At 69.1% G+C, this 17172-nt stretch carries 16 protein-coding genes; 6 read left to right on the top strand and 10 right to left on the bottom strand.

All coding sequences use genetic code 11. From position 1 onward, the window contains the following. Window positions 1-12: 12 nt before the first annotated feature. From AC0J5J_RS12750 to AC0J5J_RS12740, 3 genes are all read right to left on the bottom strand, one after another. Complete coding sequence (locus AC0J5J_RS12750) at window positions 13-1374, bottom strand: LCP family protein (RefSeq protein ID WP_474898327.1); 1362 nt, start codon at window positions 1372-1374, stop codon at window positions 13-15. Next, window positions 1371-1838, bottom strand: coding sequence for a 5-(carboxyamino)imidazole ribonucleotide mutase (gene purE, locus AC0J5J_RS12745; protein WP_474900233.1), 468 nt, complete (start codon window positions 1836-1838; stop codon window positions 1371-1373). The genes AC0J5J_RS12750 and purE overlap by 4 nt, the downstream gene beginning before the upstream one ends. Before the next feature lie 87 nt (window positions 1839-1925). Continuing rightward, on the bottom strand, window positions 1926-3062 hold the full coding sequence (locus tag AC0J5J_RS12740; protein ID WP_474898325.1) for a 5-(carboxyamino)imidazole ribonucleotide synthase: 1137 nt from the start codon (window positions 3060-3062) through the stop codon (window positions 1926-1928). A gap of 122 nt (window positions 3063-3184) precedes the next feature. Here AC0J5J_RS12740 and AC0J5J_RS12735 point away from each other — a divergent pair, with 122 nt between their 5' ends. Next, window positions 3185-3700, top strand: a complete 516-nt coding sequence (locus AC0J5J_RS12735; protein WP_474898324.1) for a GtrA family protein — start codon at window positions 3185-3187, stop codon at window positions 3698-3700. On the opposite strand, the gene AC0J5J_RS12730 is transcribed toward AC0J5J_RS12735, so the two are convergent. Both AC0J5J_RS12730 and AC0J5J_RS12725 read right to left on the bottom strand, forming a co-directional pair. Further along, a complete protein-coding gene (locus AC0J5J_RS12730; RefSeq protein ID WP_474898322.1) occupies window positions 3697-4254 on the bottom strand; it encodes a PH domain-containing protein in 558 nt (185 codons plus the stop codon). The genes AC0J5J_RS12735 and AC0J5J_RS12730 overlap by 4 nt on opposite strands. Before the next feature lie 26 nt (window positions 4255-4280). Next, the gene (locus tag AC0J5J_RS12725) at window positions 4281-5123 is read right to left on the bottom strand and encodes a biotin--[acetyl-CoA-carboxylase] ligase (RefSeq protein ID WP_134424819.1); all 843 of its coding nucleotides are present in this window, start codon (window positions 5121-5123) and stop codon (window positions 4281-4283) included. Between the two features lie 182 nt (window positions 5124-5305). Between AC0J5J_RS12725 and AC0J5J_RS12720 the strand changes: the two genes are divergently transcribed. Continuing rightward, complete coding sequence (locus tag AC0J5J_RS12720) at window positions 5306-6919, top strand: acyl-CoA carboxylase subunit beta (protein ID WP_420898541.1); 1614 nt, start codon at window positions 5306-5308, stop codon at window positions 6917-6919. Between the two features lie 8 nt (window positions 6920-6927). Continuing rightward, a complete protein-coding gene (locus tag AC0J5J_RS12715; RefSeq protein WP_474898320.1) occupies window positions 6928-7227 on the top strand; it encodes an acyl-CoA carboxylase epsilon subunit in 300 nt (99 codons plus the stop codon). Between the two features lie 301 nt (window positions 7228-7528). Here AC0J5J_RS12715 and AC0J5J_RS12710 read toward each other — a convergent pair whose 3' ends face one another. The 4 genes from AC0J5J_RS12710 to AC0J5J_RS12695 all read right to left on the bottom strand — a co-directional run bounded on the left by AC0J5J_RS12710 (window position 7529) and on the right by AC0J5J_RS12695 (window position 11927). Beyond that, window positions 7529-8569, bottom strand: a complete 1041-nt coding sequence (locus AC0J5J_RS12710; protein WP_474898318.1) for a hypothetical protein — start codon at window positions 8567-8569, stop codon at window positions 7529-7531. Then, window positions 8566-9861 (bottom strand): sensor histidine kinase, encoded by a 1296-nt coding sequence (locus AC0J5J_RS12705; protein ID WP_134424816.1) that lies wholly within the window; start codon window positions 9859-9861, stop codon window positions 8566-8568. Before AC0J5J_RS12705 ends, AC0J5J_RS12710 begins: the two co-directional genes overlap by 4 nt. Next, window positions 9848-10552 (bottom strand): response regulator transcription factor, encoded by a 705-nt coding sequence (locus tag AC0J5J_RS12700; RefSeq protein WP_134424879.1) that lies wholly within the window; start codon window positions 10550-10552, stop codon window positions 9848-9850. Before AC0J5J_RS12700 ends, AC0J5J_RS12705 begins: the two co-directional genes overlap by 14 nt. Before the next feature lie 61 nt (window positions 10553-10613). Beyond that, the gene (locus AC0J5J_RS12695; protein ID WP_134424815.1) at window positions 10614-11927 is read right to left on the bottom strand and encodes a class I SAM-dependent RNA methyltransferase; all 1314 of its coding nucleotides are present in this window, start codon (window positions 11925-11927) and stop codon (window positions 10614-10616) included. A 45-nt stretch (window positions 11928-11972) separates the two neighbouring features. Here AC0J5J_RS12695 and AC0J5J_RS12690 point away from each other — a divergent pair, with 45 nt between their 5' ends. Together AC0J5J_RS12690 and AC0J5J_RS12685 are read left to right on the top strand one after the other, a co-directional pair. Beyond that, a complete protein-coding gene (locus tag AC0J5J_RS12690) occupies window positions 11973-12626 on the top strand; it encodes a Maf family protein (RefSeq protein WP_474898317.1) in 654 nt (217 codons plus the stop codon). A gap of 109 nt (window positions 12627-12735) precedes the next feature. Beyond that, window positions 12736-14523, top strand: a complete 1788-nt coding sequence (locus tag AC0J5J_RS12685; protein WP_474898316.1) for an acetyl/propionyl/methylcrotonyl-CoA carboxylase subunit alpha — start codon at window positions 12736-12738, stop codon at window positions 14521-14523. A gap of 22 nt (window positions 14524-14545) precedes the next feature. Here the strand turns inward: AC0J5J_RS12685 and AC0J5J_RS12680 are convergent, their stop codons facing one another. Then, window positions 14546-15982 carry an NAD(P)H-quinone dehydrogenase gene (locus tag AC0J5J_RS12680; RefSeq protein ID WP_474898314.1) on the bottom strand — a complete coding sequence of 479 codons (1437 nt, stop codon included), beginning with the start codon at window positions 15980-15982 and terminating at the stop codon, window positions 14546-14548. 190 nt (window positions 15983-16172) lie between these two features. On the opposite strand from AC0J5J_RS12680, the gene AC0J5J_RS12675 reads away from it, so the two are divergent. Then, window positions 16173-17006, top strand: a complete 834-nt coding sequence (locus AC0J5J_RS12675; RefSeq protein ID WP_474898312.1) for a purine-nucleoside phosphorylase — start codon at window positions 16173-16175, stop codon at window positions 17004-17006. Window positions 17007-17172 lie beyond the last annotated feature (166 nt).

Genomic DNA, 17172 nt, shown 5'->3' with positions numbered 1-17172 from the left:
GAGGACACGGCCTTACGGGGCCGGTTCCTCCGTGGCGGGCGGTGCCAGGGCGGCATCGATCAGGCTGCGGATGACGTCGTAGTCGGGATCCTCCGGGTCGACGTCGTTCTCCGGGATCAGTTCGACCGACTGGATCGGCAGCGCCTTCGTCTTCGATGCGAGGTGCGTGAAGTGACCGAGCATGCCCTGGGGGATGTCGGTCTTGACGACCTCGGTTCCGGCGGACGCCACGGCCTGGAACTTGGTCAGCACGTTCGCGGGGCTCGCCTGGGCCAGGATCGCCTCCTGCACCTGCCGCTGCCGCACCATCCGGTCGTAGTCGCTGGTGTCGTGGCGTGAGCGGGCGTACCAGAGTGCGTGGAAACCGTCCATGTGCTGCATGCCGGGCTCGAACCAGAAGGCCACCTCGGTGAACGTCTCGTCGGTGTGCACGGGCACACGGTGGTCGACGTTGATGTCGACGCCGCCGAGCGCGTCCACCAGGTCGGAGAAACCCTGCATGTCGATCAGAACGTAGTACTGGATCGTCAGGCCGGTGACGCCCTGGGCGGCGTCGCGCATACCCTCGATGCCCGGCTCGCTGCCGTCGGCCACCGCATCCGGGTACATCTCCGGGCTCTTCAGCTCGACCTCGGTGTAGATCGAGTTGAGCATGCAGGCGGAGACCTCGCAGCCGTCGATGGCGCCGTACCCCTCCGGGTACAGGTCGGCGAGCGGACCCGGCGAGAACGGCACGTCCTCCAGGTTGCGGGGCAGCCCGATCATGCTGGCCTGACCGGTGTCGGCGTCGATGCTGACCACGGAGATGCTGTCCGGGCGCAGGCCGTCACGGTCCGGGCCGGCGTCGCCGCCGAGCAGCAGGATGTTGTACCGGCCGTCGACGGGCGGTTCGGTCGGGCCGGCCACGAAGACCGACGACAGGAGTCCGCTGGTCGTGGTTGCCAGGTAGGCGCCGTAACCGGCGGCGCCGACCACTCCGACCATGAGCACGGTCGTGAAGGCGGCGATCACGGGCCGGGCCCGGGGACCGGCCCGCACGAGTCGCACGAGTCGGAGGGTGTCGAGGGTGAGGATCGACCAGACGACGCCGAGGAAAACGAGCAGCGCCGCCGCCACCCACAGCCCGATCGAGTTCGTGAAGACCGTGAGCACAACCGCCGGCCAGAGCATGAAGGCGACACCGACGACGACCGCGAAGGCGATCAGCGTGAAGGTCGTCCGCAGGCCGAACCGGCCGAGCCGGCGGTTGCCCGCCAGCACCTGGGCGGAGCCGGGCAGCACGAAATTGAGCACCACAAGCCACCAGGCCCGGCGGGTCATGACCGAGGCGGACCCGACATCCGGATGCCGGATCGGCGTGCGTGCACTACTCATAATCTGTTGTGGAGGTCCAGGTTCTTCTGCTCGACCTGGGCGGCGAGCATCTCCATATAGCCGAGCAGCTTGACCCGCAGGGAGTCATCGGCAATGGCCAGGGCCTTGACGGCGATCAGGCCGGCGTTGCGCGCGCCGCCGATGGAGACGGTGGCCACCGGCACTCCGGCCGGCATCTGCACGATGGACAGCAGCGAGTCCAGGCCGTCGAGCCGGCCCAGCGGAACGGGAACGCCCACCACCGGCAGCGTCGTCACGGCCGCGAGCATCCCGGGCAGGTGGGCAGCGCCGCCGGCCCCGGCGATGATCACGCGGAGTCCGCGCGCATGAGCGCTCTGACCGTAGGCGATCATCTTCTGCGGGGTGCGATGCGCCGAGACGACCTGCACCTCGAAGGGCACACCGAAGTCCCGCAGCAGCTGAGCGGCGTCACTCATCACGGGCCAGTCGGAATCGGAGCCCATCACGACGCCCACAAGCGGCGTCAGAGCGGCCTCCAGCGGGGCGGAATCGGGCACAGGGTTGTCTGTCACGGGTTCGATCCTATTTGGTCAGTCCTGAAAGATTGCCGCTGCGGCGCGCGCCTGGTAGGCGGCGAGGTCAAGATCGTCGCCGCCGACGGTCACATGACCGACCTTCCGGCCCGGCCGCGGATCCTTGCCGTAGGTGTGCACCTTGGCTGCCGGATAGGCCTCGAACACGGCCGGGTACCGCGCCGAGAGGGCACCCTCGGCCGGTCCCCCGAGGATGTTGACCATGACGGTCCACGGGTCCCGGGTGTCGGTCGCGCCGAGCGGAAGGTCGAGCACGGCGCGGAGGTGCTGCTCGAACTGGCTCGTCGTCGACCCTTCGATCGACCAGTGACCGCTGTTATGCGGGCGCATCGCCAGCTCATTGACCAGGATGCGCTCATCCGTCGTCTCGAACAGTTCGACGGCCAGCATGCCCGTGGCGCCGATGCCCTCGGCGATGCGCACGGCGATGTCGGCCGCGGCCTGGGCCAGGCGGCCCTCGGACGACGGAGCGGGCGCGATGACCTCGGCGCAGACGCCGCCCTGCTGCACGGTCTCCACCACGGGCCACACGGCGATCTGCCCGGACGGGCGGCGCGCGACCAGCTGGGCCAGCTCGCGGCGGAACTCGACGAGCTCCTCCACCAAGAGGGCACCGCCGTTGCCGTCTTCGGCGAGCGCGGCGAACCAGTCGTCCACCTCGTGCTCGTGGGCGACCAGGCGCACTCCCTTGCCGTCGTAGCCGCCGCGGGCCGTTTTGACGACGGCCCGGTTGTTGTGGGCGGCCAGGAACACGCCCAGTTCGGCGGCGTTCTCCACGCGCGCCCAGTCGGGCACGGGCAGGCCCAGTTCGGTCAGGCGCTGCCGCATCAGCAGTTTGTCCTGTGCGTAGAGCAGGGCGTCGGGCCCCGGATGCACCGCCACGCCCCGGGCCACGAGCTCCCGCAGGATCTCCTGCGGAACGTGCTCGTGGTCGAACGTGACGACGTCGACCGTGTCGGCGAAGGCCAGCACCACGTCGCGGTCGCGGTAGTCGCCGACCTGCACTGCCGCCAGATCGGCCGACATGCCCTCGTTCTCCGCGAGCACCCGGATGTCGATCCCCAGATTCACCGCCGCCGGAATCATCATCCTGGCCAGCTGGCCGCCGCCGATCACGCCCACAGTCGTCTTCATCGTTCCACCACAATCCTTGCGACCGGTCATTCTCCGGTTCGGGTTCTCTCAGGCGGCAGGCTGGGCCTCGCCGTAGACTCGTGTTCTCGACTTCTATCTTTGCCCATCATCCGGAGGGATGCATGCCGAGTACACCGCGCACGTCTGCACGGCTGTTGGCCTTCGCCAGCCAGCTCGGCAAGTTCGGCGCCGTCGGCCTGGTCGGCTTCGTCGTGGACTTCGCCGTCTTCAACCTGCTGCGCACGACGGTCTTCGACCCGGAACTGGTGCACGCCGGACCGATCTACGCCAAAGTCGTGTCGACCACGCTGGCCATCCTGGTGAATTGGCTCGGCAACCGGTACTGGACCTTCGGCGCGAACCGTCAGTCGCACACGCTGCGCGAGGGGGTCGAGTTCTTCGCCGTCAGCCTGGTCGGAATGGGTATCGGCCTGGCCTGCCTCTGGGTCAGCCACTACCTGCTCGGATACACCAGCCTGCTGGCCGACAACATTTCCTCGAACGTGATCGGCCTGTTCCTCGGCTCAGCCTTCCGCTTCGTGCTCTACCGGCACTGGGTCTTCTCCCCGAAGCGCCAGGCCACGGCCGCCTTGGAGCGGGAACCCCAGCGCGCGGAGCGGGATCCGCAACGCGCTTAGCGGGAACCCCAGCGCGTGGTCTCCCCGGTGCTCGCCGCCTGTTCCTGCCGCCGCGAGCCGATCAGGGTGCGGGAGGACTCCATCAGATCGTGCAGCACCTGCTGCACCAGGTCGGCGTTCGGCACATCCTTCAACACGAGCGGCTGCTCCAGCCCGGCGTTGATCAGCACATCACCCGAGTGGGCGATCGACTGCAACCAGTTCTTACGCACGGTCACGTCGTAGCCGCGGCTGTGCAGCAGTTCCTGACGGGTGCGCACGAAGAACCCGTGCCGGAAGATGATGCGCCGGGTGGTGATCGTGTAGCGGTTGTTCAGCCACGACGCGAGCGGCAGCAGCCAGAGCAGCAGCACCAGCACGACAGCGGCGACCAGCAGCGCCGTGTTCTGCCACGGCTCCGGCAGGGAACCGAAGAAGTATGCGGTGGCGCCGACGATCGCCAGCAGTGCCAGGCTGGGCCAGAACAGCACCCGGGCGTGCGGCCGGAGCCCGGCCACGACCGATTCGGCCGGGGGAAGCACCTCGGCAGTGCCGAAGCCCGCTGTCTTTGTCATAACCCAACTGTTTTTGTCATAACCCATTAATACCGCAGGTGGGTGACATCCCCGGCGGCGACCGCCTGCAGGTCGCCGTTCGTCTGGTCCTCGACGATCAGCCGGCCGCTGTCATCGAGGGCGATCGCGGTGCCCACCAGATCGGTGCCGCCGGGCAGTTCCACCCGCACGACCCCGCCGAGCGTGCCGCACAGCTCGGTCACCGTCTGCAGCAGCCCGCTTCTCACCGGATCGCCCCCGGCCGCGAGGAAGTCCCCGGTGAGGTTTCGCAGTTCGGTGAGGTACCGGGCGAGCACGGCGTCAGCATCGGGGAGCGAGCCGGTCACGAGCATCAGCGACGTGGAGGTGAGGGTGGGCAGGTCGTGCTCGTCGAGGGACACGTTCAGCCCGGTGCCGATCACCAGCCCCCGCGCGTCGGGCAGCAGCTCCGACAGCACGCCGGACACCTTGTAGCCGTCGATCAGAACGTCATTGGGCCACTTCAGGGTGACCTCGTGCCGCGGTGCGTCCTCGCCCGGCCCGACCACCCGCGCAGCCAGGCTCGCCTCGACGACCTCGCGCACGGCGCGGGTCATCGCCGCCCCGGCGAGCAGGGGGAACCAGCCGAAGTGCGAGGTCGGCAGCGGCACCGCACCGGACACCGGCCGCAGCAGCACCGAGATCGCGAGGGACTTGCCGGTGGGGGCGAGCCAGGTGCGACCCATTCGGCCGCGGCCGCGGGTCTGGTTGTCGGTGACGACCGTCGACAGGTCGGGCCAGGCAGCGGCATCCTCGCCCGTCGCGTGGGCGACCAGAGCGTCGTTCGTCGACCCGGTCTCGGCCAGGTACTCGAAACGCGGCACGACCTCGCGGCTGAGCGGAAACTCCATGTGACTCTCTCCCCTTGCATAACTCCTGCAATTCTGCCGAAACCGGGCCGAAAAGGCACAATTCCGGCCCGAATCCGAGAATTTGCAGGAGTTATGCGTGGGGAGCGGGGGTACCCGACCAGCAAACCGGCCGGTTTTTGTAGAGAATCGTCAACGATCGGGGGCAGGGGCTGGCCGGTAGAGTGAACCGCGTGACTGAGAACTCGCCCCTCGCGGGCCCCGACCTGTACACGACGGCTGGAAAGCTCGCCGACCTCAAGCTGCGCTATCACGAAGCCGTGACCGCGAGCGGCGAGGCGGCGATCGAAAAACAGCACGCCAAGGGCAAGATGACGGCCCGGGAGCGTATCGATCTGCTGCTCGACCAGGGTTCGTTCGTCGAACTCGACGAGTTCGTGCGGCACCGCACCCACGCGTTCGGCATGGAGAAGAAGCGGCCCTACGGCGACGCCGTCGTCACCGGGACCGGCACCATCCACGGCCGCCAGGTGGCCGTGTACTCGCAGGACTTCACCATCTTCGGCGGTTCGCTCGGCGAGGTCGCCGGCGAGAAGATCATCAAGGTGATGGACCTCGCCCTGAAGACCGGGGTGCCCATCATCGGCATCCTCGACTCCGGCGGAGCGCGCATTCAGGAGGGCGTCGTCGCTCTCGGCAAGTACGGCGAGATCTTCCGCCGCAACACGGCCGCCTCCGGTGTCATCCCGCAGATCTCGATCATCTGCGGCCCGGCCGCCGGCGGCGCGGTCTACTCCCCCGCACTGACCGACTTCGTGATCATGGTCGACAAGACCAGCCAGATGTTCGTCACCGGACCCGACGTGATCAAGACCGTCACGGGTGAAGACGTCGGCATGGAGGAGCTCGGCGGCGCGTACACCCACAACGCGGTCTCCGGGGTGGCGCACTACCTCGCGAGCGATGAACCCGACGCCCTCGACTACGCCCGCACGCTGCTCAGCTTCCTGCCGGACAACAACCTGGCCGATCTGCCCGTCTTCGACAGCGATATCGAGCTGGAGACGACGGATGCCGACCTCAAGTTGAACACGATCATCCCCGATTCCCCGAACCAGCCCTACGACGTGAAGACCGTGATCGAGCACATCGTCGACCACGGCGACTTCCTCGAGACGCAGCCGCTGTTCGCGCCGAACATCGTGGTCGGCTTCGCCCGGGTCGAGGGACGCTCGATCGGCATCGTCGCCAACCAGCCCAGCGCCATGGCCGGCACGCTCAACATCCCGGCCGGCGAGAAGGCCGCCCGGTTCGTGCGCTTCTGCGACGCGTTCTCGATTCCCATCCTCACGCTGGTCGACGTGCCCGGCTTCCTGCCCGGCACCGACCAGGAGTGGACCGGAATCATCCGGCGCGGCGCCAAGCTGCTCTACGCCTACGCCGAGGCGACCGTTCCCCTGGTCACGGTCATCCTGCGCAAGGCCTACGGCGGCGCGTACATCGTGATGGGCTCCAAGCAGCTCGGTGCGGACATCAACCTCGCCTGGCCGACGGCGGAGATCGCCGTCATGGGCGGTCAGGGCGCCGTGAACATCCTGTACCGCGCCGAGATCAAGAAGGCCGAAGCAGCCGACGAGGATGTCGCCGCCGTGCGCACCCGCCTGGCCAACGAATACACGTACAACGTGGCCAGCCCCTTCCTGGCGGCCGAGCGCGGCGAGCTCGACGGCATCATCGAGCCGGCGACGACCCGGGTGGCGGTCACCAAGGCGCTCCGCGCCCTGCGCACCAAACGGGCCAGCCTGCCGCCCAAGAAGCATGGGAACATTCCGCTGTAGGCGGCGCCATGACCGACTCAACGATTACTCCCTCGAATACCGCAGCGGAAGCGAACCCGGGCACGGATGTGAGCGCTCCCGCGGATTCCTCCGAGCAGGCCGTGCCCGGGCTGCGCTTCGTCACCCGCGGCGTCACTCCCACCGAGGCGGCGGCTGTGTCGGCCGTGCTGCACGGCCTGGTCCGCGAGGAGTCCGACAGCCTTCTGCTGGCCCCGGCGCGCGGCCAGAGCGCGTGGCAGCGCAGCCAGCGCGCCATCCGTTCGCCTGTCACTCCCGGCACCGGCCGCTGGCGCGGGTTCCCGGGCTGACGCCACACGACTGATCCGGTCCCCCTAAATGCCGACTTTTCATGGTGGCCCGGTGAGAGGAGTATTACTTGTGCCGGGTGAATCTCTCTGAGATTCACGACCATGGCCCGTCGACTAGGGTAAGCAGTCGGGTTGTGGGGGCGCGTCAGGGTGACATTCGGGTTGTCGCCCTGGCACGAAGTTGAAAGGGACCAACCTCACGGTTGGTCCCTTTCGCATTTCCCCCGCATTCAGCGGAGAGGATGCACCGGCCCGCCCAGTCCGGCAGCGTCCACTCCGGCGGCGTTCACTCCGGCGGCGTTCACTCCGGCGGCGCGGACACCAGAGCCGGGTCGCGCGGGATCTCCAGCCAGAGGTCGACCTCCGGCTCGGGCGATTCCTGGCCGAGAGCGCTCAGCTTCGCATCCGCGCTGCTGAGCCCGACCACTGTGACGGCCGTCGCGGACCCGTCTCCGGCGGTTCGGGCGATGATCGTGTCGGCCATCGTGCCGTCGATGGCCACCGCCAGCGCGTTGAGCACCGAGTCCAGCTCGGCCCCACGGATGTCGTCGATGCTGCCCTCGTCGAGCAGGGTCACGATCGCACCGCGACGCCGGGCGGCCATGACCGCGTCGCGCACGGCGTCGTTGAGCAGCTTGCGGCCGCGGATCTCATCCCGCACAGCGGCCTCGAGGTACCGGGACTCCTGACGCTGCTCGGCGTTCAACTCGCCGTGCTGGTCGATGATCCGGCGCAGCATGGGTGCCGCCAGCCGGATGGTCTGGGCCAGCCGCACCTGCCGCTCATACAGGTGCGCCTCCTGGGCGGCCTGCCACTCGGTGGCCTCCTGCTCGGCCAGTGCGTACTGTCGCGCGTCACGGCCCGCCTTCGCCAGGGCCCGCGCCAGGATCACCGCGACGGCAACCCAGACGACGCTGCCGATGACGCCCATCGAGACCAGGGCCGCCGGCCCGGCCCAGAAGATCGTGTGCACGACCAGAATCGCGGCTCCGATCCAGGCCAGCCCCGAACGGCGCCGGGTGGCGGTGACCGTCATCAGGGTGCCCACCGCGGCGACGTACCAGGTGGCGTAGCCGTTGTCGACGGAACCGTCGAGCTGGCTCCCCACCAACAGCGGCAGTATCGCGCACACGGCCACGTTGAAGTACGCCAGCCACACCGGCATCCGCGTCGGGCTGGTCGGCCACAGGCTGACCACGGTGGCCACGGCGTAGACGATGATGGCGAGGATGGCCGGCAGCGGCGTTTGCGGCTGCCCCAGCGAGTAGAACCCGAGCACAACGTGATAGGCCGAGAACATGGCTGCCAGGGACAGCACCAGCCCGCGCGGAACGGAGATCATGCGCGCGCTCCCCCGTCGGTGGGCCAGTTGATCGTGATGGTCGTGCCGCGGCCGATGGCGGCGCACACTGTGACGGAACCGCCGGCGCTGGCCACCCGGTCCTTTATCGAGATGCGCAGCCCCAGCCGTTCGGCCGGCACCGCTTCGGGGTCGAAACCCACCCCGGAGTCGGCGATCACGATGGTGCAGCCGCCCTGCGGGTTCGCGCTCATGGTCAGGGTGCGTTCGGGCTCCAGGTCTGACGTGCCCGCGTGCTGGGCGCTGTTCACCATGGCCTGCCCGCTCGCGGCGAGGATCGCGTCCCGCGCATGGGCCGGCAGCCGGAGTCCGTCGATCTCGCACTCGACGATGGTGAAGGGCACCGACAGGCGGGCCGCGGCGGCACGGATCTGCCGGCTGAGCTCGCTGAAGGGAACCGTGCTGTCGTCGCCGGCCGGCACGATGGCGGCGTCGTTGAGGCGGGTCAGGGCATCCGCCGCCATGCCGGATGCCAGCTCGGCCGCCTTCGGGCTGCCCGCCGCGGCCGCGGCGAGGAAGGTGGCCAGCACGCTGTCGTGCACGATCGAGTCGACCTGCACCCGCTCAACCTCGGTGGCGTGCTGGCGCACGGCGTTTCCGTACTGGTGCAGCGCGTTGGTCTGAGCGCTGTCGACTGCGGCCGCCGTCTGCCGGAGCATGAAGATGATGATCAGGATGACCTGGCCCAGGAGGATCGCGTAGACCGCGTCGAGGCCCGAGAGCAGCAGGTCCGCGTCGCCGCCGGACGGCGTCGACCGCACCACACCGTAGATGATCGGAGCGGCGAAGGTGTAGATCGCGGCCCAGAGCACGGGGAACGCGAGGGCCGCGCAGGCGGTCGCGATCGTGCACATGTACCAGAGCCACGGTTTGCCGTCGAGTACGGCCGCCGGGTCCCGCATCAGCAGCGGCCAGGCCAGCAGTGCCGCTAGGTAGACCAGTGCCACGGCGCCGGCGGCCGTGCGCACGCCGACCTTGCTCACCGCGGCCACCACGACGGCCACCAGGGACAGCCCGAGCAGCACCGGTGCGAGAAAGCCCATCACCGGCAACCGGACCGGGGCCTGTGCGAGCATGATCGGCAGCGCCTGAAGGGCGAAGACCACGCCGACGCCGGCAACCGACCGCGAGGCCACAACTTCGATCCGGGTGCGGCTGATCGGGTTGCGCGGCTGTTTGGGCCCACCGATCAGATCGACGTCCAGCGGTTCACCGTCCGGGTTCTTCCCGGTGAGCCCCGGCGCGCCGGCAACCGCGGACTCAGCCGCGGCCATCTCCGCCATCCGGGTCGAGGCCCGGCAGGATCCCGTCTTCGACGGCACGCCGAAGCAGGTCCACCTTCGTGGGGGCAGGACGGCCGACCTCCACGTACTTCACCCGGATCCGGTCGAGGTACTCGCGGGCGGTCGAGTGGGCGATGCCGAGCTGCATCGCGACCATCTTCAGCGGCAGACCCGACGCGTACAGGTGCAGCACATCGCGTTCGCGCCGGCCCAGCTGCGCCTTGGCGAAATCGCGGTCGGCGTCGATCGCGGTGGCCCACTCGAGGTTGTTGAGCACGTCGCCGCGGGCCACGGATGCGACGGCGGCCATGACGGTTGTGGTGGGTGACGATTTCGGGATGACGCCGGACGCTCCCGCGGCGAGCGCCTCGCGCACCAGGGCGACCCGGTCGGCGATGCTGTGCACCAGCACCGACGCTCCCGTGCTCTGGGCGCGGTGCACGTTGTCGGTGACGCGGGACCCGTCACCCAATGAGAGGTCGAGCACGATGACGTCGACGGCGCGACCGGCGATGCCGTCCACGAGTTCCTGCACCGTGGGGGCGGTGAAGATGACCTCGTAGCCCACGTTCTCGCACGCCGCCTTGATGCCCAGGCGCACCGACTCGTGATCGTCGGCGATGCCGACGCGCACGGGGTGACCCAGCACGGCGGTGTCGACGGGATCAGTGGGCGAAGGCAGAGGTGCTAGCGGGTGATTCACGGTTTCCTACATTCTCGCGGTGTCTACGGATCAACGATAGCTAGCGGGACAGGAGTGCGACGGCTTCGACATGGTGCGTATTCGGGAACAGGTCGAAGGCGCGGAGCCGGCGCAGCTCGTAGCCGTGCCCGGCGAGCAGGGCGATATCGCGGGCCAGAGCCACCGGGTCGCACGCCACGTAGACGATCTGGGCCGGTCCGACGGCACCGAGCAGGTCGATGACCTCCTTGCCTGCACCGGAGCGCGGCGGGTCCAGGATGACCGTCGCGGCCGCCTGGCGGGCCCGGTCGGCGGCGCTCGAGTCGCGCACGAGGGCGTTCAGGAACCGGTCGACGCGGGAGGTCTGCACACTGGCGCCGACCCATTCGGCGAGGTTCTCGGCCGCGAAGTCGGTGGCCTGCGGGTCGCTCTCGACGCTGGTCATGCGCACGGTGCTGCCGAACCGGTCGCCCACGGCGGCGGCGAGCAGGCCCACTCCGCCGTAGAGGTCCAGGTTCGCGGCCCGCGGGTCGAACGCATCCGCGTCGATGGTGTCCTGCACCGCACGGTAGAGGGTCTCAGCGGCGCTGGTGTGCACCTGCCAGAACCCGGCGGCGTCGAGGCGGAATTCGCGCTCGCCGACGACCTCGCGGATCAGGGTCTTCGGGGTGTGCCGGCGACGACCCTTGTCGTCCTGCTCCGCCACGAGGATCTGCACGGTGCCCAGGCTCGGCGCGACGATGTCAACGGATGCGGCGCCGGGGAACATCTTGTCCAGGGGCGCGGCCGCCTCCAGCAGGCGATCGGCCAGCGGCAGATCGCCGACCGGGATGACACGGTGCGACCGGGCGGCGTACGGGCCCACCGAACCGTCCTCGTCGACGTGCAGCCGAACGCGGGTGCGCCAGCCGGTGCCGTCGGCGGCGTCGCCGGGCGATGCGTTGCGGCCGACCGGGACCGGCTCGACCGTGACCGGGGAGTCGACGCCGGCCATCCGTTTCAGGGCGTCGGCCAGAACCTGGCGTTTCAGCTCGCGCTGGTAGCCGAGTTCGATGTGACCGAACTCGGCGCCGCCGGCGCGGTCCACGGGGTCGCGGTCGAGGGCGGCGGATGCCCAGATGTGCGGTTGGCGCTCGGGTGCCGGGGTGAGCACCTCCACGGTCTCCGCGCGCCAGAAGCTCTTGTGGCTGGCCGAGGTCAGGCGGGCGCGCACGCGCTCCCCCGGGAGAGTGTCGCTCACGAAGACCACGCGGCCCTCGTGTCTCGCGATGAAGATGCCGCCGTGAGCTACGTTGGTGACGTCGAGTTCGAGCTCTGCGCCTACTTCTGCGGAGTGTCCGCTCGAATCTGCCTGAATGTCATTGCTGGTGCCCATCCTTCGATGATCCCACACCGCTTCCACCCCCAGCGAAGGAAACCCATGCGCTTGTACCTGGCGTCCACGTCTCCGGCCCGGTTGATGCTGCTGCGCACGGCCGGGATCGAGCCCGTCACGGTCGCCCCGGACGTCGACGAGGACGCCGTCGCGGGCGAGGCCGCCCGGGCCGCCGGAGCACCGCTCACACCGCACCGGGTTGTGGAACTGCTCGCGCGGGCCAAGGCCGAGGCCGTGTCCCGCGCACTGACCGGCAGCGGCGACATCGTCGACGGCCTGGTGCTCGGCGGCGATTCGGTCTTCGTGATCGACGATGTCATCTACGGCAAGCCGCACACCAGCGCCAAGGCCCGCGAGCGTTGGCAGCTGCAGCGCGGTCGCACCGGACAGCTCTATTCCGGCCACTGGCTGATCGACCACGCCGACGGTGTCGCCGGGCGCTCTGTCGGCGCCGTGGCCGTGGCCGACGTCACCTTCGCCGACGACATCGACGACGAGGAACTCGACGCCTATATCGCCACCGGCGAGCCCCTGTTCGTGGCGGGTGCCTTCACCATCGACAGCCTCGGCGCGCCGTTCATCACGCATATCAGCGGGGATCCGTCGACCGTGGTCGGCCTGTCGCTGCCGACGTTGCGCCGGCTCGTGACCGGGCTCGGTCACGCGTGGCCGAGCCTGTGGAACCGCGGCAACGACTAACTGACCGCCGGTTTTCGAGCCCGATTGTAGGCATCCGCACCTTTCTCGCCCGCGTTTTTGTGGGACAGAACCAAAAAGCCTGCGGCTCTGACCCATAAGCTAGGGCACTGTGCCCCCAATAACGAAGGTCCTCATCGCAAACCGGGGCGAAATCGCCGTCCGGGTGATCCGAGCCGCAAAAGACAGCGGCATCCTCTCGGTTGCCGTCTACGCCGACCAGGACCGCGACTCGATGCATTCGCATCTGGCCGACGAGGCCTACGGCCTGGACGGAACGACGAGCGCGGACACCTACCTCGTCATCGAGAAGCTGCTTTCCGTGGCCCGACGGTCCGGCGCCGATGCCGTGCACCCCGGCTACGGGTTCCTCGCGGAGAACGCCGACTTCGCCCGCGCCGTGATCGGCGCCGGCCTGATCTGGATCGGCCCCTCCCCCGACGCCATCGAAAAACTGGGCGACAAGGTGTCCGCCCGGCACGTGGCCGAGAAGGTGAACGCGCCGATGGCGCCCGGCACCCTCAACCCCGTCGCGGATGCCGCGGAGGTGCTCGACTTCGTCGACCTCCACGGTCTGCCGGTCGCGATCAAGGCGGCCTTCGGCGGCGGCGGACGCGGCCTCAAGGTCGCCCGCACCCGCGAGGAGGTTCCCGAGCTCTTCGACTCCGCCACCCGGGAGGCCGTCGCCGCGTTCGGTCGCGGCGAGTGCTTCGTGGAGAAGTACCTGGACAAGCCGCGTCACGTCGAGACCCAGTGCCTCGCGGACGCCGACGGCACCGTGGTGGTGGTCTCCACCCGCGACTGCTCGCTGCAGCGCCGCCACCAGAAGCTGGTCGAGGAGGCCCCCGCGCCGTTCCTCACCGACGCGCAGCGCAGTGAGATGTACCGCGCCTCCAAGGCGATCCTGGCGGAGGTCGGCTACGTCGGCGCCGGCACCTGCGAATTCCTGATCGGCCAGGACGGCACCGTCTCGTTCCTGGAGGTGAACACCCGGCTGCAGGTCGAACATCCGGTGTCGGAGGAAGTGACCGGCATCGACCTGGTGCGCGAGCAGTTCCGCCTGGCCGAAGGCGGCCGCCTCGACTACGACGACCCGGAGCCCATCGGGCACTCCTTCGAGTTCCGCATCAACGGCGAGGACGCCGGCCGCGGCTTCATGCCGGCCCCCGGGCCCGTGCACGTCTTCAAGCCCGCCGGCGGCCCCGGCGTGCGCGTGGACAGCGGCGTCACGGCCGGCGACGTCATCTCCGGCTCCTTCGACTCCCTGCTCGCGAAGCTCATCGTGACCGGTGCCACCCGCGAGGAGGCGCTGGAGCGTTCCCGCCGGGCCCTGGACGAGTTCGAGGTCGCGGGGCTGCCCACCGTGCTCCCCTTCCACCGCCGGATTGTGCGCGACCCCGCGTTCGCGCCGGCGAACGGCGAACCGTTCTCTATTTACACCCGGTGGATCGAAACCGAGTTCGTCAACGACATCGAGCCCTGGAACGGGTCACCGGAAGAGTTGACCGGGCCGGCCAAGCGCCACAACGTCGTCGTCGAGGTGGAGGGACGCCGGATCGAGGTCAGCCTGCCGGTTCGGCTGCTGCCCGGCACGGCCGGTGAGAACACGGCCGGCCCCGCACCGCGGCGCCGCACCGGCTCGCATGCCGTCAGCGCGGCCACCGGTGATGCCGTGCACGCCCCCATGCAGGCGACGATCGTGAAACTGGCCGTCGCCGAGGGCGACCTGGTCGTCAAGGGTGATCTGTTGCTCGTGCTCGAGGCCATGAAGATGGAGCAGCCGCTGACCGCTCACAAAGACGGCGTGGTCGGCAACATCGGCGCGATCATCGGTGCGACCGTGGCGTCCGGTTTCGTGCTGATGGCCGTCGTCGACGCCGACGTCGTCGTCACTGCCTGACGCCTGACCCCGCGTTGCAGGGTCAGAGCACGATGTGCATGGCGCGCGCGGCATCCGTGATCGAATGCGTCAGTGACGGGTAGACCGGGAACGCCCGCGCGACCTCGTCGACCGTGAGGCGGTGCTCCACGGCCAGGGCGAGCGGGAAGACCAGCTCGCTGGCCTTCGGGGCCACGATCACGCCGCCGATGACGGTACCGGTGGTGGTGGTCGCGAACAGCTTCACGAAGCCGTCCTTGATGCCCATCATCTTGGCGCGCGGGTTCGAGGCGAGCGGCAGCTTGTAGATGCTGCCGCGGGTGAGGCCGTCTTCGATCTGCTTCTGGCTCCAACCGACCGTGGCGATCTCCGGCTGTGTGAAGATGTTCGCCGCCACGTTGCGGATCTCGATCGGGTTGACGGCGTCGCCCATGGCGTGGAACACGGCAGTGCGCCCCATCATCGAGGCGACGGATGCCAGCGGCAGCTCGGTCGTGCAGTCCCCGGCCGCGTAGATGCTCGGCATCGACGTGCGCGCCACCCGGTTGACCCGGATGTGGCCGGATTCGGTCAGCTGCACGCCGGCCTCCTCGAGACCGAGCCCCGTGGTGTTGGGCACCGACCCTACCGCGATCAGGCAGTGGCTGCCCTCGACCGTGCGACCGTCGGACAGGGTGGCGAGCACGCCGGTCTCCGTGCGCACGACGGACTGGGCGCGGGACTTGCTGAGCACGACCATGCCGTTGCGTTTGAAGACGTTCTCGATCACGGCGGCGGCGTCGGCGTCCTCGCCGGGCAGCACCTGGTCGCGGCTGGAGATCAGCGTGACCTTGGCGCCGAGCGCCCGGTAGGCGGAGGCGAACTCGGCCCCGGTCACACCGGAGCCGACGACGATGAGGTGTTCGGGCACCGCGCGCAGGTTGTACAGCTCGGTCCAGCTGAGGATGCGCTCGCCGTCGGGGATGGCGGTGGGCAGGATGCGCGGGGTCGCCCCGACGGAGATCACGATCGTGTCGGCCTCGATCCGGTCGAAGTCGATGCCGGAGCCGTCCTCGGCGGTGGCCACGATCACACCGTTCGCGCCGTCGAGCCGGCCGTGACCGTGCACGAGGTTCACACCCGCGCGCATCAGGGTGGCTTTCATGTCCTCGGACTGCTGCCGGGCCAGGGCCAGGAGCCGCTTATTGACCGCGGCCAGGTTGATGGCCACCTCGGGCCGGGCGGGCTTGCCCTTCTCCCCGCGCACGAACAGCTGCACGCCCAGCTCGGTGGCGTCGTGGATCGAGTTGGTGGCTTCAGCCGTGGCGATCAGGGACTTGGAGGGGACGACATCCGTGATCACGGCGGAGCCGCCGACGCCGACGCGCTCGACCAGGGTGACCTCGGCGCCCTGCTGGGCGCCGGCCAGGGCCGCCTCGTAACCGCCGGGACCTCCGCCGAGGATAGCGATGCGCTGCTTGCGTTCGAAGTCGTAGGCCATGGTGACATTCTCCCGCCCCGCGCACCCGCCGCCAAACCCCGAGCGCCCCGCCTGCCTCCAGCGCACCAATTCGACGGAGATTCTGCCGAAAATTGACGTTCGCACCCCTTTTCGGCTGCTCGTTTGCAGATTCTCCGTCGAATTGATCAACGGAACGTCTCCGAAATGGGTGGGCAATTAGAGTGGTTGCATGCTGAAGACCGACATTAACCCGCTCGACGCGCCAGAAACGGACCCGTTCGAAGTTGCACGGACCGCTGCTGCTGAGATCGCCGAGGCCACGGGCGTAGCCCGCCACGATATCGCCCTCACTCTGGGCAGCGGATGGGGCAAGGCCGCCGATTTGATCGGCGAGACCACGCACACCCTCGACGCGCAGTACATCACCGGTTTCAGCGCGCCCGCCCTGGCCGGCCATGCCGGAACGCTGCGCTCGGTGCTGCTGCCCAGCGGCAAGCGCGCACTTGTGATCGGCGCCCGCACACATTATTACGAGGGCCACGGCGTTCGCCGAGTCGTGCACAGCGTGCGCACCGCCGCCGCCACCGGCGCGACGGCCATGATCCTCACCAACGGTGCCGGCGGCATCCGTGAGACCTGGACGCCCGGCACCCCCGTGCTGATCAGCGACCACCTCAACCTGACGGCCGACTCTCCTCTCGAGGGTGCCACGTTCGTCGACCTGACCGACCTGTACTCGCGCCGCCTGCGCGACCTGGCGCGCACCATCGACCCGTCGCTCGACGAGGGCGTGTACTGCCAGTTCCGCGGCCCGCACTACGAGACGCCCGCCGAGGTGCAGATGGCCAAGGTCATCGGCGGCCACATCGTGGGCATGTCGACGGCGCTCGAGGCGATCGCCGCCCGCCAGTCCGGCATGGAGGTCCTCGGCCTGTCGCTGATCACCAACCTCGCAGCCGGCATCCAGCAGGAGCCGCTCAGCCACTCGGAGGTGCTCGAGGCCGGCAAGCTCGCCGAGCCCGTCATCAGCGCACTGCTGGCCCGGATCGTGGCCGCACTGTGAGCATCGACAGCACCGGCCCGGAGAACACGGGCACGGAGAACACCGGCACGGAGAACACGGGCACGGAGAACACCGGCACGGATGCCGCCCCCGCACGCGGCCGGCACTCGTCCGCCGAAGACTCGCCCCCCGTCACGGACGTCCTCCCCGACGTTCTTTCCGACAC

This window comes from Cryobacterium sp. TS_SC_7, from assembly GCF_056156285.1.
This window is presented reverse-complemented; position numbering and strand designations above follow the sequence as displayed.